This is a genomic window from Mesorhizobium sp. M2A.F.Ca.ET.043.02.1.1 (genome assembly GCF_003952405.1).
Lineage (GTDB): Bacteria > Pseudomonadota > Alphaproteobacteria > Rhizobiales > Rhizobiaceae > Mesorhizobium.
The window spans coordinates 4,860,849-4,876,311 of record NZ_CP034445.1; the positions used below are offsets into that span (position 1 = coordinate 4,860,849).

5 protein-coding genes and 1 pseudogene are annotated in these 15,463 nt (G+C 63.6%); 1 reads left to right on the top strand and 5 read right to left on the bottom strand.

Annotated features, from left to right (window positions below):
• Positions 1–56: 56 nt before the first annotated feature.
• Entirely contained in the window at positions 57–8,318 is an 8,262-nt protein-coding gene (locus EJ068_RS33705) for an Ig-like domain-containing protein (RefSeq protein WP_189512558.1), read from the bottom strand.
• Between the two features lie 349 nt (positions 8,319–8,667).
• Here EJ068_RS33705 and EJ068_RS23135 point away from each other — a divergent pair, with 349 nt between their 5' ends.
• Positions 8,668–9,591 carry a transglutaminase-like cysteine peptidase gene (locus tag EJ068_RS23135; protein WP_348526231.1) on the top strand — a complete coding sequence of 308 codons (924 nt, stop codon included), beginning with the start codon at positions 8,668–8,670 and terminating at the stop codon, positions 9,589–9,591.
• Between the two features lie 70 nt (positions 9,592–9,661).
• Here the strand turns inward: EJ068_RS23135 and EJ068_RS23140 are convergent, their stop codons facing one another.
• From EJ068_RS23140 to EJ068_RS23155, 4 genes and pseudogenes are all read right to left on the bottom strand, one after another.
• The gene (locus EJ068_RS23140; RefSeq protein WP_189342137.1) at positions 9,662–10,300 is read right to left on the bottom strand and encodes a ribbon-helix-helix domain-containing protein; all 639 of its coding nucleotides are present in this window, start codon (positions 10,298–10,300) and stop codon (positions 9,662–9,664) included.
• Positions 10,290–11,579: an HlyD family type I secretion periplasmic adaptor subunit gene (locus tag EJ068_RS23145; protein ID WP_042640892.1), complete on the bottom strand. Its 1,290-nt coding sequence runs from the start codon at positions 11,577–11,579 to the stop codon at positions 10,290–10,292. Before EJ068_RS23145 ends, EJ068_RS23140 begins: the two co-directional genes overlap by 11 nt.
• Positions 11,580–11,592: 13 nt before the next feature.
• Positions 11,593–13,725 carry a type I secretion system permease/ATPase gene (locus tag EJ068_RS23150; protein ID WP_126079109.1) on the bottom strand — a complete coding sequence of 711 codons (2,133 nt, stop codon included), beginning with the start codon at positions 13,723–13,725 and terminating at the stop codon, positions 11,593–11,595.
• Between the two features lie 40 nt (positions 13,726–13,765).
• Positions 13,766–15,131: pseudogene (locus EJ068_RS23155) on the bottom strand (TolC family protein).
• Positions 15,132–15,463 lie beyond the last annotated feature (332 nt).

Here is a 15,463-nt window from a genome sequence, read left to right on the forward strand (position 1 = left end):
GCTTTGCGCCACGCCCCCGAGCCACCAAAGTTTGCGTCATCCAGACGATCGCATCGTCAGGTCACAGTCTCCGTATGGGTCGGCTGATTGTGATCATAGAGGATGCTGATTACAGAGCCGCTTGCAACTCCCGTCAACGAGGCCACCTCGACCATGCTTCCGCCAGCCGCCGTGCCATTGTTGTCAACCATCACGTGAGCCGCGCCGCCCGAGAAGGTAACATCGATCGAGGAGCCTGCCTGCGCATCGGTAGTCGGCGCGCCGGCACCTAGTGATTTGAGGAGATCAGACAGGTCAATAACATCCTGGCCGGGTGTGTAGTCCGCGATTACATCGGCCACGTGGACCGAAAGCTTGGATGGATCGATCACAAACGTATCGTTGCCCGAGCCGCCGGTGAGGTGATTGAAACCCAACCCGCCGATTAGGATGTCGTTGCCAGCGGCACCGTCCAGGAAGTCGTTGCCTGCGCCGCCGACCAGCGTGTCATTGCCGCCGGTGCCAAGGAGATTGTCGTCTCCGGAAGTGCCCGCGATGGACTCGACCGTCAGCTGACTGCCCGCCGTGCCATCGATGTGGACATTGAAGGTCTGCGTCGAGACATCGCCGTCGCCATCCGTGATCGATACGTTGATGCCGTTGAAGTCCAGATCTGACGGCGGCGCTTCTGACTGCGAGCCGACCTCGACGCCGTTTAGACGGAATCCGCCGCTATTTGAGGCATCGCTGAGGACTTTGACCGCGTAAATGTCGTCGCCGACTACATAATTGGCGGTACCCGCGACAGCCGACCAGTTAAGCTGGCTGATCTGAATTACCTGGCCGGACGTCACGTTGAGCGTCACCTGGTCATAATGCGTGGCATCGGTGTAAACCAGGACGGTGATCTTGGCCGTCGACATGCCGCCCGTGTAGCCCTCGGTCGTGAACTTGAAATCGTCGACGCTATGGGGGGTCGTATTGTTACTATCGTTGACGAATGCGAATTTTATGGATTCACCGGGGTCATTTGTCTGGCCAGAACTCCCCTTGACCGCCCAGCCTTGGTTACTGGTGTTCACCAAATCGCCAGATTGGCCGGTGGGGGCAACGCCGTCATCGCCGGTCACAAGAATATTGAAGTCGGTGGCAGCGCCCAAGTCCACGATCAGTGAACCTGTCGGTCCCCCGGCTGTCGCTGAAGTCGCCGCGATTGGAGTAAAGACGACATCACCTGCCCGGTGCAGAACCTGCAGCGAGTCGGTGCCGTCGGCATTCAGCGTCAGGACGGCAGCGACATCGGAGCCGTCCATCAGGTTCAGCACGATCTGGGACGATGAACTCGAAGCAACTTGCACGTTCTGCCCCGTGGCAGAAATGCTGCCAAACCCGTCCGCTCCATACTGCCATTCGGCGAACTGACCGGTATAGGTTGTAGTCGCTGCCGGATTGAGTACCGACAAACTGACGATGCCGTCGTGATTACCGTCATTGACGAGGGTGTAAGCTGGCACGTCGTCGACGATGTCGACCAGGATGGTGCCGGTGGTGGTGTTGCCGTGAGCGTCGGTCACCGTATAGGTGAAGCTGTCCTTGTCCTGCTCGGTGGTGATGCCGTTGTTGGCGGTCGCGCCGTCATAGGTCTTGGTCAGCGTGTAGGTGTAGGTGCCGTCGGCGTTGAGCACCAGGTTGCCGTAGCTGCCGGTGGCCGATGAGTTGAGCGTGTAGGTATATGGTCCAGTGCCGCCGGCCGGCGTGATGGCGCCGTTGAAGATCTCGCTGTTGCCGGCCGCGTCGCTGCCCGCCGGCAAGCCCTTCTCATAGACCAGCGCGTCGGTGTCGGAGGCGGTGACGGTGACGTTGTTGACAGTGATGTCGAGCGTCACGGTCGAGGTGTCGCCGTCGCCGTCGGTGATGGTGTAGACGAAGTGGTCGACCGCATTGGCGGTGACCGCGTTGGGGTTGGCTGTATAGGTGTAGGAGCCGTTGGCGTTGAGGATCAGCGTGCCGTACTGGCCCACGATGCCGGCGCCGCCGAGATTGCCGCTCACCGGGTTCGAGACGTTCGAGCCGGTGGCCACGCCGGTCACCGCGCCGCCGGGTGCCGCGCCGTCGGCGCCAAGCACGTCCGCCGTTCCGTCGGTCAGCACGTTGCCCGAGACTTGCGAGCCTTCCGAGACGCTGTTGGTGTCGGCATGCGCCGTCGGCACGTCGTCGACGATGTCGACCAGGATGGTGCCGGTGGTGGTGTTGCCGTGAGCGTCGGTCACCGTATAGGTGAAGCTGTCCTTGTCCTGTTCGGTGGTGATGCCGTTGTTGGCGGTCGCGCCGTCATAGGTCTTGGTCAGCGTGTAGGTGTAGGTGCCGTCGGCGTTGAGCACCAGGTTGCCGTAGCTGCCGGTGGCCGATGAGTTGAGCGTGTAGGTATATGGTCCAGTGCCGCCGGCCGGCGTGATGGCGCCGTTGAAGATCTCGCTGTTGCCGGCCGCGTCGCTGCCCGCCGGCAAGCCCTTCTCATAGACCAGCGCGTCGGTGTCGGAGGCGGTGACGGTGACGTTGTTGACAGTGATGTCGAGCGTCACGGTCGAGGTGTCGCCGTCGCCGTCGGTGATGGTGTAGACGAAGTGATCGACCGCATTGGCGGTGACCGCGTTGGGGTTGGCTGTATAGGTGTAGGAGCCGTTGGCGTTGAGCACCAGCGTGCCGTACTGGCCCAAGATGCCGGCGCCGCCGAGATTGCCGCTCACCGGGTTGGAGACGTTCGAGCCGGTGGCCACGCCGGTCACCGCGCCGCCGGGTGCCGCGCCGTCGGCGCCAAGCACGTCCGCCGTTCCGTCGGTCAGCACGTTGCCCGAGACTTGCGAGCCTTCCGAGACGCTGTTGGTGTCGGCATGCGCCGTCGGCACGTCGTCGACGATGTCGACCAGGATGGTGCCGGTGGTGGTGTTGCCGTGAGCGTCGGTCACCGTATAGGTGAAGCTGTCCTTGTCCTGTTCGGTGGTGATGCCGTTGTTGGCGGTCGCCCCGTCATAGGTCTTGGTCAGCGTGTAGGTGTAGGTGCCGTCGGCGTTGAGCACCAGGTTGCCGTAGCTGCCGGTGGCCGATGAGTTGAGCGTGTAGGTATATGGTCCAGTGCCGCCGGCCGGCGTGATGGCGCCGTTGAAGATCTCGCTGTTGCCGGCCGCGTCGCTGCCCGCCGGCAAGCCCTTCTCATAGACCAGCGCGTCGGTGTCGGAGGCGGTGACGGTGACGTTGTTGACAGTGATGTCGAGCGTCACGGTCGAGGTGTCGCCGTCGCCGTCGGTGATGGTGTAGACGAAGTGGTCGACCGCATTGGCGGTGACCGCGTTGGGGTTGGCTGTATAGGTGTAGGAGCCGTTGGCGTTGAGCACCAGCGTGCCGTACTGGCCCACGATGCCGGCGCCGCCGAGATTGCCGCTCACCGGGTTGGAGACGTTCGAGCCGGTGGCCACGCCGGTCACCGCGCCGCCGGGTGCCGCGCCGTCGGCGCCAAGCACGTCCGCCGTTCCGTCGGTCAGCACGTTGCCCGAGACTTGCGAGCCTTCCGAGACGCTGTTGGTGTCGGCATGCGCCGTCGGCACGTCGTCGACGATGTCGACCAGGATGGTGCCGGTGGTGGTGTTGCCGTGAGCGTCGGTCACCGTATAGGTGAAGCTGTCCTTGTCCTGTTCGGTGGTGATGCCGTTGTTGGCGGTCGCCCCGTCATAGGTCTTGGTCAGCGTGTAGGTGTAGGTGCCGTCGGCGTTGAGCACCAGGTTGCCGTAGCTGCCGGTGGCCGATGAGTTGAGCGTGTAGGTATATGGTCCAGTGCCGCCGGCCGGCGTGATGGCGCCGTTGAAGATCTCGCTGTTGCCGGCCGCGTCGCTGCCCGCCGGCAAGCCCTTCTCATAGACCAGCGCGTCGGTGTCGGAGGCGGTGACGGTGACGTTGTTGACAGTGATGTCGAGCGTCACGGTCGAGGTGTCGCCGTCGCCGTCGGTGATGGTGTAGACGAAGTGATCGACCGCATTGGCGGTGACCGCGTTGGGGTTGGCTGTATAGGTGTAGGAGCCGTTGGCGTTGAGCACCAGCGTGCCGTACTGGCCCACGATGCCGGCGCCGCCGAGATTGCCGCTCACCGGGTTGGAGACGTTCGAGCCGGTGGCCACGCCGGTCACCGCGCCGCCGGGTGCCGCGCCGTCGGCGCCAAGCACGTCCGCCGTTCCGTCGGTCAGCACGTTGCCCGAGACTTGCGAGCCTTCCGAGACGCTGTTGGTGTCGGCATGCGCCGTCGGCACGTCGTCGACGATGTCGACCAGGATGGTGCCGGTGGTGGTGTTGCCGTGAGCGTCGGTCACCGTATAGGTGAAGCTGTCCTTGTCCTGCTCGGTGGTGATGCCGTTGTTGGCGGTCGCGCCGTCATAGGTCTTGGTCAGCGTGTAGGTGTAGGTGCCGTCGGCGTTGAGCACCAGGTTGCCGTAGCTGCCGGTGGCCGATGAGTTGAGCGTGTAGGTATATGGTCCAGTGCCGCCGGCCGGCGTGATGGCGCCGTTGAAGATCTCGCTGTTGCCGGCCGCGTCGCTGCCCGCCGGCAAGCCCTTCTCATAGACCAGCGCGTCGGTGTCGGAGGCGGTGACGGTGACGTTGTTGACAGTGATGTCGAGCGTCACGGTCGAGGTGTCGCCGTCGCCGTCGGTGATGGTGTAGACGAAGTGGTCGACCGCATTGGCGGTGACCGCGTTGGGGTTGGCTGTATAGGTGTAGGAGCCGTTGGCGTTGAGGATCAGCGTGCCGTACTGGCCCACGATGCCGGCGCCGCCGAGATTGCCGCTCACCGGGTTCGAGACGTTCGAGCCGGTGGCCACGCCGGTCACCGCGCCGCCGGGTGCCGCGCCGTCGGCGCCAAGCACGTCCGCCGTTCCGTCGGTCAGCACGTTGCCCGAGACTTGCGAGCCTTCCGAGACGCTGTTGGTGTCGGCATGCGCCGTCGGCACGTCGTCGACGATGTCGACCAGGATGGTGCCGGTGGTGGTGTTGCCGTGAGCGTCGGTCACCGTATAGGTGAAGCTGTCCTTGTCCTGTTCGGTGGTGATGCCGTTGTTGGCGGTCGCGCCGTCATAGGTCTTGGTCAGCGTGTAGGTGTAGGTGCCGTCGGCGTTGAGCACCAGGTTGCCGTAGCTGCCGGTGGCCGATGAGTTGAGCGTGTAGGTATATGGTCCAGTGCCGCCGGCCGGCGTGATGGCGCCGTTGAAGATCTCGCTGTTGCCGGCCGCGTCGCTGCCCGCCGGCAAGCCCTTCTCATAGACCAGCGCGTCGGTGTCGGAGGCGGTGACGGTGACGTTGTTGACAGTGATGTCGAGCGTCACGGTCGAGGTGTCGCCGTCGCCGTCGGTGATGGTGTAGACGAAGTGATCGACCGCATTGGCGGTGACCGCGTTGGGGTTGGCTGTATAGGTGTAGGAGCCGTTGGCGTTGAGCACCAGCGTGCCGTACTGGCCCAAGATGCCGGCGCCGCCGAGATTGCCGCTCACCGGGTTGGAGACGTTCGAGCCGGTGGCCACGCCGGTCACCGCGCCGCCGGGTGCCGCGCCGTCGGCGCCAAGCACGTCCGCCGTTCCGTCGGTCAGCACGTTGCCCGAGACTTGCGAGCCTTCCGAGACGCTGTTGGTGTCGGCATGCGCCGTCGGCACGTCGTCGACGATGTCGACCAGGATGGTGCCGGTGGTGGTGTTGCCGTGAGCGTCGGTCACCGTATAGGTGAAGCTGTCCTTGTCCTGCTCGGTGGTGATGCCGTTGTTGGCGGTCGCGCCGTCATAGGTCTTGGTCAGCGTGTAGGTGTAGGTGCCGTCGGCGTTGAGCACCAGGTTGCCGTAGCTGCCGGTGGCCGATGAGTTGAGCGTGTAGGTATATGGTCCAGTGCCGCCGGCCGGCGTGATGGCGCCGTTGAAGATCTCGCTGTTGCCGGCCGCGTCGCTGCCCGCCGGCAAGCCCTTCTCATAGACCAGCGCGTCGGTGTCGGAGGCGGTGACGGTGACGTTGTTGACAGTGATGTCGAGCGTCACGGTCGAGGTGTCGCCGTCGCCGTCGGTGATGGTGTAGACGAAGTGGTCGACCGCATTGGCGGTGACCGCGTTGGGGTTGGCTGTATAGGTGTAGGAGCCGTTGGCGTTGAGGATCAGCGTGCCGTACTGGCCCACGATGCCGGCGCCGCCGAGATTGCCGCTCACCGGGTTCGAGACGTTCGAGCCGGTGGCCACGCCGGTCACCGCGCCGCCGGGTGCCGCGCCGTCGGCGCCAAGCACGTCCGCCGTTCCGTCGGTCAGCACGTTGCCCGAGACTTGCGAGCCTTCCGAGACGCTGTTGGAGTCGGCATGCGCCGTCGGCACGTCGTCGACAATATTGACGGAGAGCGTGCTGTTGGCGCTCTGGCCGTCAAGGTCGGTCAGAGTGACGTCGAAATTCTCGAACAGGCTGTTGGTGCCCTGAATGGCGGAATGCTCTTCATTATCGACGAGCGTGTAGGTGTAGGTGACCTCACCGGTGGCGGCATTGTAGGCCGTCACCTCCAGCGTGTTGCCTAGCGCCGTCGTGAAGGAACCGCCGGTAAACTGGCCATTGGTGATGAAGTCGTGTCCGCCGATGTTCAGCGAGGCAATGCCGTCGGGCGAGTGAATGGTGAAGGTGCCGCCCTGGGTGGTGCTTTCCTTTGAAGGGTCGGAGCCGGCTGACTCGCCGGGGCCGCGGCCGGCCAAGAGGTCGTCCTCGTTGACGACGACGTCGCCGCCGTTGGCTTCCGGCGTCAGGTCGCTGATCTCCGGGGTCGAATTGCCGATCGAGATCGTCAGCGTAGTGTGCGAGGTGTCGCCGTCGCCGTCCTTGATCGTATAGGTGAAGACGTCGTTGACGCCTCCCGGCGTGTTGGCGTCACGCACATAGGTGTAGGTGCCGTCGGCGTGGAGCGTCAGCTTGCCGTAGGCGCCCTGGACCTGCACGTCGAGCGTGCTCGCGTCGTCCAGATCGGCGTTTGTCGTGCCCTTGGCAACGCCGACGACCTTGGCCCCGTCCGCACCCTGGACGTCCTTGACGCCGTCCGTAGTGTTGCTGTCGCCCGCATCGGTGCCGCCGAGTAGCACATTGCCGGTCGCCGGGCCGAGCTGGCCTGCCGCCACGCTGTCGGTGTCGGCGACCGCCGTCGGCACGTCGTCGATGATGGCAACGGCAAACGTGGTGCTGGCCGTATCGCCGTCGGAATCGGTGACGGTGATGCTGAAATTGTCAGGAATCGTGTCGTTCTGGTCGTATCCGTCCGTATGTACAGGATGCGTGACCGATTCGGTGACGGTATAATTGTATTCGACGACCCCGGTGCTCGTGTTCAGCGAGACGATGGTGATGTAGCCAAACTGGCCCTGGATCTGCTGTCCGACGGTGGTGACGGCAACGCCGTTGATGACGATCGATCCGATGCCGTCCGGCGCGTCGATGGTGATCGTTCCATTGCTTGACGTTTCCGCGTCGCTCGGCGCGTCGCTGCCCGGCGACTGTTGCGGCCCACCGTTCAAGCCGGTTTCGCTGGCCGCCTCGGTCGGGCTGAGCAGCGACACCGCTACGACGGAAATGCCCCTGTCGACGAGCCCCGGGAACAGCTCGCGATGCTCGGGCTGGCCGAACTGCAATGCGGTGGGCGGCAACAACGCCGTCAGGCCGAAGCCGTCGCCGATACCGCCGGGAGGTACCGAAAAGTTTCCGCCCGCGCTACCTGGCGCGCCATTTCCGCCGGCCGAGATCGAGCCGTCGGCGCCGAAGGCGACATCGACATGGCTTGTCTCCAGCGCGGCGATGAGCGCGACGCGCGGCACCTCGACATCGCCGAGGATGAAGGTCGGCACGTTGAGTGCGCCGTCCTTGATGACGATCTCGGATCCGTCGGGCTGCACCAGCACCAGATTGTGTCCGTCGACCTTGATGTTGTCGATCGAGACATTGGCCGGGAGCTTCACGACATTGCCGGCTTCGGCGTGATATTCATGCGGCACGTTCGCGGCCGCGGCATTCGTCGCCGGCGCGTTTGCGGCCGGTGCGTTTCCTTGGACGGCATTGGAAGCCGGAGCGTTCGAGGCAGGCGCATTCGCATCGGCTGCCGGCTGGTTCGCTGCCGGCGCATTGGCCGCGCCCTGCGTCGGCGCGCCGCTGCCGACATCGACCGGCACGGGCTCGCTCGCCGCCTGGCCGGTGGTCGCCTGCGCCACCTGGACACCCGTCGAGTTATGGTTTTCAGCGGCGCTGCTGTGCTCGTCCCAGGAATTTGAAACGGCGTCGAATTCGATATTGGTCGTCATAGCTCAAGCCCCTCCGGCATTTCCCGGCAAGAAACATGTGAGGCCCGACTTTGCAACAGACCTTCCATCTATTTCATATATCCAAATATGTAGAGAATCGCATTTTTTACACTTGGTAAATTGCGATGATATATCCAGTTATGCACGATCCTAAGCGGCGCGGGATAGGCCGCGGCGCGCGGTGCTGGTTTGGTAAATGAAAGTATAAATTTGAATAAAATTTGACAAAAAATAGAATAGCGTGATTCGCCGAAACTTACCCACCTTCCTTTCCGATAATTTGAGACAAGATTGGTAGTGTCCACAGTCAAAGGTGGGCGTTATGAAAATACAAAAAGCAGCCCCGGGAATGACGGGGATCAAGGTACTCTTGCTGGCTGCCGGCCTTGCCGGCTTCGCAAATCCATCATCCGCCAGCGCGAATTCGAGCCCGGAACCGGCCCTGCAGAAGGTGGTTGCGCCGGCGAGCCTCGGTGGCGTTTCGCTGGCCCGGCCGCAGCCCTGGCAGCCAGCTGTCGCATACCGCACCGCGGACATTTCGACTGGCTACGCGCCGGCGGCCGAGGTTGAAGCGCTTTCCGCCGCCAAGGCCGAACCCGGCATAGACCCGATCCATACCGCCGCGATCATCCCCGGTGTCTTCGGCTCCGTCGCCTTGTCGATGCGCAACTTCCCGGTAGCGGCGCGCTGGGCTCCGGTCTACAAGGCCATCGTCGACTGCACGGCGGGCAGCCCTTGCGACCATGAGAGTCCGGCTTTCTCCGAGATCATCGACATTGCCGCCGGCAAGGGCTTTCGCGACAAGCTGTCCTTCGTCAACTCAAGCATCAACCGCCTGATCGCCTATCGCAAGGACAGCGCCGTCTACGGCAAGCTCGACTATTGGGCAAAGCCTTCGGAAATCCTCGAGCATCGCGCAGGCGATTGCGAGGACTTCGCCATACTCAAGATGGCGGCGCTGCTCAGGGCCGGCATTCCGGCGCAGAGCATGTCGCTGGTGGTGCTCCAGGATCGCCGCCGCAAGTTCTTCCATGCCGTGCTGTCGGTCAGCACGGGAAGCGGCGCCTTCATCCTCGACAGCCTGGGCAATGCGGTCCTGCGCGACAGCGACCTGCCCGACTATGTTCCGCTCTATTCCTTCAGCACCGATCGCGCCTGGATCCACGGATCGAAGTCCGGCGCGCAGATCGCCGACATCGCCGGCGGCTTCGCGACGGTGGCGCCCGGCGAAGGATCGCCGGAATCGTCATTGGCTTCGGATATGAGGCAATAGACTGGGGCGGGTCGCCTTTTCGCGACACGCAGAAGCACAGGAAATCGCTGCGCGTTCTTCCTGAGGTACGCTACCCGTTGAAGACAAAGGCCATCAGAAGTTCCGGCTCGGCGACAGGCGCGCGCACGGCGCTGAGCTGGCCACGATAGCGCCGCTCGCCGGCGCCGATGACGAAGCCGCTGGTGACCGGCGTTTCGCCATTGGCGTCGAGCCTGGCGAAGATATCGGTGACGTTGAGATCGAGCGCCAGCTTCAAATCCTGCCGCCCATCCTCTCCGGGCGCGCTCGGCAACTGTCGCCTGACCAGTTGCTGGAACGGCGTGTTGAAGGCCAGGATCTTCTTCGACGACGACAGCGCGAAAGCCGGTGATGGGCAGGCGACCAGGATCGCGTTGATCGTGCGGATCGAGGCGAGCTTGCGCAATTTCATGCTTTCCTCGGCAAGACCGCGCATGCAGGCGACCCGGATCGCCGAGGTGAGGTTGCCCTCGGGATGATGCTCGGCGATCTCCTCGACCAGCATACCGATCGTGCATTTGCGGCTTTCCGCCATGTGCTTCAGCGACACCCAGAAGGCGCGCTCCAGCCGGATGCCGCGACGTACGCCGCCGCGCGCCACGACGCGGAATTCCGGGCCGAAATCCTCGGCCGCGAGCGCCGGCAGCAGCCGTTCGCGCGGAGTGTCCGGGCGCATTGCGCTATCGTTCACTCATCGCCTCCTGACGCGCCTTGTTGATCGGCTTCAAGAGATAGTTGAGGATCGTCTTGCGTCCGGTCTTGATGTCGACCGAGCAGATCATGCCGGGGATGATCGAATAGGTCTTGCCGTTCCTCGTCAGCGTCGACTTCTCGGTGGCGACGCGCACCTGATAATAGGGCTCGCCGGTCTTCTGGTCGACGAGACTGTCGGCGGTGATGTTGGAGACCTTGCCCTCGATGCCGCCGAAGATCGAGAAATCATAGGCCGTGACCTTGATCAGCGCCTCCTGGTTCGGCTGGATGAAGGCAACGTCGCGCGGCGAAACCCGAGCCTCGACCAGCAGCGTCTCGGATGTCGGCACGATGCCGGCCACGACCGCGCCCGGCTGCACGAAGGCGCCGAGCGTGTTGACGTCGAGCGTGTTGACGATGCCGTCGACCGGCGAGCGTATATCGGTGCGCGCGACCTTGTCGGTGGCGCCGCGGATGGTTTCGTCGACGACGGAAAGGTCGGCAAGCGCCTGCGTCAGGTCGCTCAGCGCCTCTTGCTGCAATTGCAGGCCGAGCTCGTTCACCTGAAGCTGCGCTTCGGTGATTGCCGCCTGGGTCTTCTTGATGGTCTCTCCGGCGAGTGCCAGTTGTCCGTGCAGGTCGGTCTGCTCGCGCTCGACGCGGATCTGCTCGGTCCTGGCCATCAGGCCCTTCTTGACCATGGGTTCCACCAGCGCCGCTTCCTGGTCGGTCACGGCCAGGCTCTTGGCCAGGCGGTCTGAATTGGCGGTGGCCTCGTCCAGCTCCTTCTCGCGCTGGTCGAGGCGCGATTTGAGAACCGACAACTTGACCTCGAAATTGTCGCGGCGCGCGACGAGCAGCTTTTGCTCGTTGTCGCAAATTTCCGGCGCAACCGTCTGGATTTCCGTGGGGCAGGGGAAGGCCCCTTCGACATTGCCGCTCTGCTCGAACTGCAGCCGCGCGATGCGTGCCTGCAGCGCTCGCGCCTTGGCCTTCTCCTCGCCCAGGCTCGACGTGTTGCCCGAATTGTCGAGACGGATGATGAGGTCGTTCTTCTTGACGGTCTGGCCGATCTGGACGGCGATCTCCTGCACGACGCCGGGTTCGCTGGCTTGGATGACCTGCGTCTTCGAGGCGGGTATCACCTTGCCTTCGCCGCGCGCGATCTCGTCCACCTCGGCAAATGATGCCCAGCCCGTGAAGCACACGAACAGGGCGCCGACGATGTAGACGGACGCGGAGGCGAAAAGAGGTGGCCGGTCTTCCCTTGCAAGCATGTCTGCGTTCCGGTCAGGCACTGCCTTTCTGCAGCGCCTGGATGACTTGTTCCTTTGGCCCGTCGGCGACGACGCGGCCTTGCTCGATGACGATGAGGCGGTCGGCAAGCTCCAGCATGCTGTAGCGATGGGTCGATACGATCAGCGTCGTGTTGCGGTCGAACGCCACCTTGAGCTGCTTGATCAACTGCCGTTCCGAGGCGAGGTCCATCGAACCCGACGGCTCGTCGAGGAAGACGATCGTCGGCTTCGTCAAAAGCAGCCGGGCGATTGCCACCGACTGTCTTTGCCCGCCCGAGAGATTGGTGCCGCGCTCGCCGACATTCATGTCGTAGCCGCGCGGGTGCCGCGAGACGAAGTCGTCGACGCCCGCGGCCTTCGCCGCGTCGATGATCTCCCCGTCGGTCGCTTCCGGCGCCGCCATCAGGAGGTTCTCCTTGATGGTTCCCGAAAACAGGTCGCCGGCCTGCGCGACGATGCCGACCGCGGCGCGAACCTCCGACGGATGGTATTGGCGGATGTCGATGCCGTCGATGAGCAGTTCCCCCGACGTGGGCAGGAAAAGCCGGCCGATCAGGCGGCCCATCGTGGTCTTGCCGGAACCGATGCGGCCGATGATGCCCACCCGCTCGCCGGGCCTGACCGTGATGTTGAGCCCGCTCAGAACCTCGTTTTCCGTGCCGGGATAGGCGAAACCGACATTCCTGAAGACGAGCGCGCCGCTGCGGATCGGCCGGTTGACGAAACCGACCGTGTCGGGGCGGTCCTCCGGCTGCGACATGATCGTGTTGATGATCCTGAGCGACAGCATGGCCTGCCGAAAACGCGCAAGCGTGATCGCGATCTGGCCGAGCGGCGCCACGGCGCGGCCGGCGAGCATCACGGTGCCGATGATGGCGCCCGTCGAGACCTGTCCCTCGGAGAAGGCATAGGCGCCGGCCACAACCAGGGCGACTGTCACGAATTGCTGGATGGCGCCGGTGATGTTGCCTGCCGCCGCCGAGAGCTCCTTGATCTTCTCCGAGGTGTTGGCCGCGTTCTTCGAGTGCTCGCCCCATTTGCGCAGCAGATAGGCCTCGGCGCGCAGCGACTTGATCGTCTCCAGCGTGGAAATGGATTCGACCAGCAGGGCCTGGCGCTGCGATGCCTCGTTCATCGAGGCCGCGACCCGCTTGCCGATCCGCCGCTGCGTCATCAGCCCGACGATGACGGAGATGATGAAAGCCAGCGCCGGTATGATCACCAGCCAGCCGCCGATGGCATAGATCACAGCCAGGAAGACGAACACGAACATCGTGTCGATGAAGACGCTGATGGTGTTCGAGGTGAAGAACTCGCGCACGAACTCGTATTGCGTGACACGGTTTGCGTATTCGCCGGTCGATCCGGGCCGGGCCGAAAGCGAGGAATTCAGCACCTTTTCGAACAGCAGATAGGATATCCGCAAATCCGCCTTGCGTCCGGCATAGTCGATCAGCGACGCCCTGGCCGTCTTGAGCAGCAGGTCGAACAGGATGGCCGCGCCGATGCCGAGCGCCAGCACCCAAAGCGTGGAGATCGCCTTGTTCGGCAGGATGCGGTCGTAGACATTCATGGTGAAGATCGGCGAGGCGATCGCCAAAAGATTGATGAAGACCGCCGACAGCACCACCTTGGAATAGGTGCGCCAGAACGCCCCCATGGTGCCGGTCAGCCAGTGGCGCCTTTCGATCCGCGCGGCCGTGCCGACGGTCATCTCTTCGGCCGTGTTGCCATAGGTGATCGAAAAGGACGTGCCGCCGCTGATGTAGTTCTCGGCGAGTTCCGCCCTGTCGATCGTGGTGCGGCCGTTTTCCTGGGGCGCCGTCAGATATTGCCCGCCCTCCACTTCCGCCAGCAGCGCGATCGGCAATTGGCTGACGCGGAAGACAATCGCCGGGAGATCGAAGCGGCCGCGCAGGAAATCGCGATGGCTGAAATCCTGGACCTCCAGTCCGATGCGCTCGGCCAGATGGCGGATTTCATCCGGCTCGATGCGCGTCTCCGAAATCGGCACGCCGGCAAACAGCACCGTTTCCGCGCTCGGCCTGCCGAGATAGGCCGCAACAGCGCAGAAGCAGGCTTTGAAAGCCTCCTTGGGCGATAAGATATGAGGTTGTTGGTTCACGATCCGCCCCGAAGGACTGCAAGATCGATGCTTACATCGTCTACTTTTTCCTGACCGGCGCGAGGATGTCGAACGGCAGATCGTTCTTCTGCTCCGACGGCGTGCGCGCATAGGTCTCGGTATCGGCCGTGGCCGGCACACCGAATTCCTCACGAGCGTAGGCCGCGGACTGCTTGGCCGGCTGGATGTTGAGCGTCTTCAGCAATTCGCCGGTGGGCAGCGGTTCGCGAAGCGCACGTGTCGGCCAGTGTCGCGGTGTTGAAGCGCGTGTTCTGGGCATCGAGCACATCGAGCAGCGAGCGCTGTCCGACCTTGAACTGTTCGCGATAGGACGCGACGAGCTTTTCGTTGGTGGCTGCCTGCTGCCGCAGCGTCTTTGCGAGATCCGCCTGGCGGAAGCGTCGGTCCCACGAGGTGCGGACGGCTTCCTCGATTTCGCGCAGCACCTGGTGCAGCGCAAGACGCTGCTCGCTGGTGCGGCGGATCTGTTCCTGCTCGTTGGCCTTGTCGATGCCGCCGCGGTACAGATTCCAGCGCAGCACCACCCGAGCCTGCAGGTCGCTGGTGTCGCCATTATCGCCATCGATATCAGACCCGCCGCGGGCAACACCCTCGGCGGTGATCGTCGGACCGTATTTCGCCCGCGCCGCATCGACCAGCGAGGCCGCGGCGTCGATATCGCTGTTGGCCATATGGACACGCGGATTGTTCTGCCTGGCAAGCCCGATCGCGTCGTCCAGCGACCGCGGCAGGGCGGCCGAGACATCGGCCGGCCGCGATGGGCTGGTCAGCGGCTTGCCGACATTCTTGAAGAAGCGGATCTTGGCCGCCTCGAGTTCTTCGGTTGCCTCCTGCATCCGCGCCTTGGCGGCAAAAAGGCGTTCCTCGGCCTGCTGCCGGTCGGCGTCGTTGAGCGCGCCGCCCGCGATGCCTTGCTTGATGTCGCTGAGAATGGACTGATGGAAGCCAAGGTTCTTCTTGGCCTCGGCCACGATCGACGCCTGCAGCATGTATTCCAGATAGTCCTGGACGACCGCGAGCCCGATGAACTCGGACCGCTCCAGAACCCTGAAGGAAGCTCCGTCGACCCGCGAGGCCTGGCGGTTCAGCTCAGCCCGCCTTGCGCCGCTGTCGTAAAGCGTCTGCGAGACGGTGAGGTCGGCCTCGTTCGGATAGAGGGCTCTGTGATCCTCGTCGAGCGCGCGCCGTGTGTCATTGTCCAGGCGGCGAACGCCGGTCGAGGCTTCCAGATCGACGCTGGGAAGATAAAGGCCTTTCGCCTGGCGCAGCTCGAATTCGATCGCTTCGCGGTTTTCGATCGCCTGGCCAATCTCCGGATTGGATTCCACTGCCACCGCAACGGCTTCTTTGAGTGTGAGTGCGCTGGCGCTACCGCAAGCCAGCATCGACACCGTGACGGCAAGCGCAAGGCGCCAGCCGACGGTCACTTTACCCGTCCTGGTCATATCTACCCCGTGACTATCCCCGCGCCATTGTTTTTTATTGGCGCTTATTTGCCCAAGCCTGCCACCGGAGCTTTCGACCAGTATCTAACAGATTTTTCGCGGTTGTGAGCATATAATGGATTAGACACCCCTCAAAATTGCAATTCCAGTCATTAGGGCCGGAGCCTGTAGCAAAAATGGCACAGAAACCGAGTGCGCCCGTCCGAGCTTTTCCAGCTCAAAGCGCGCTGCAATGGTTAACGGTCTGAAAGAAACGGCGAATCGTGCGGCCG

Bases quoted from the DNA above. Each gene is read 5' to 3' on its own strand.
- EJ068_RS33705 (WP_189512558.1), bottom strand. From the start codon at position 8,318: ATGACGACCAATATCGAATTCGACGCCGTTTCAAATTCCTGGGACGAG.
- EJ068_RS23135 (WP_348526231.1), top strand. From the start codon at position 8,668: ATGACGGGGATCAAGGTACTCTTGCTGGCTGCCGGCCTTGCCGGCTTC.
- EJ068_RS23145 (WP_042640892.1), bottom strand. From the start codon at position 11,579: ATGCTTGCAAGGGAAGACCGGCCACCTCTTTTCGCCTCCGCGTCCGTC.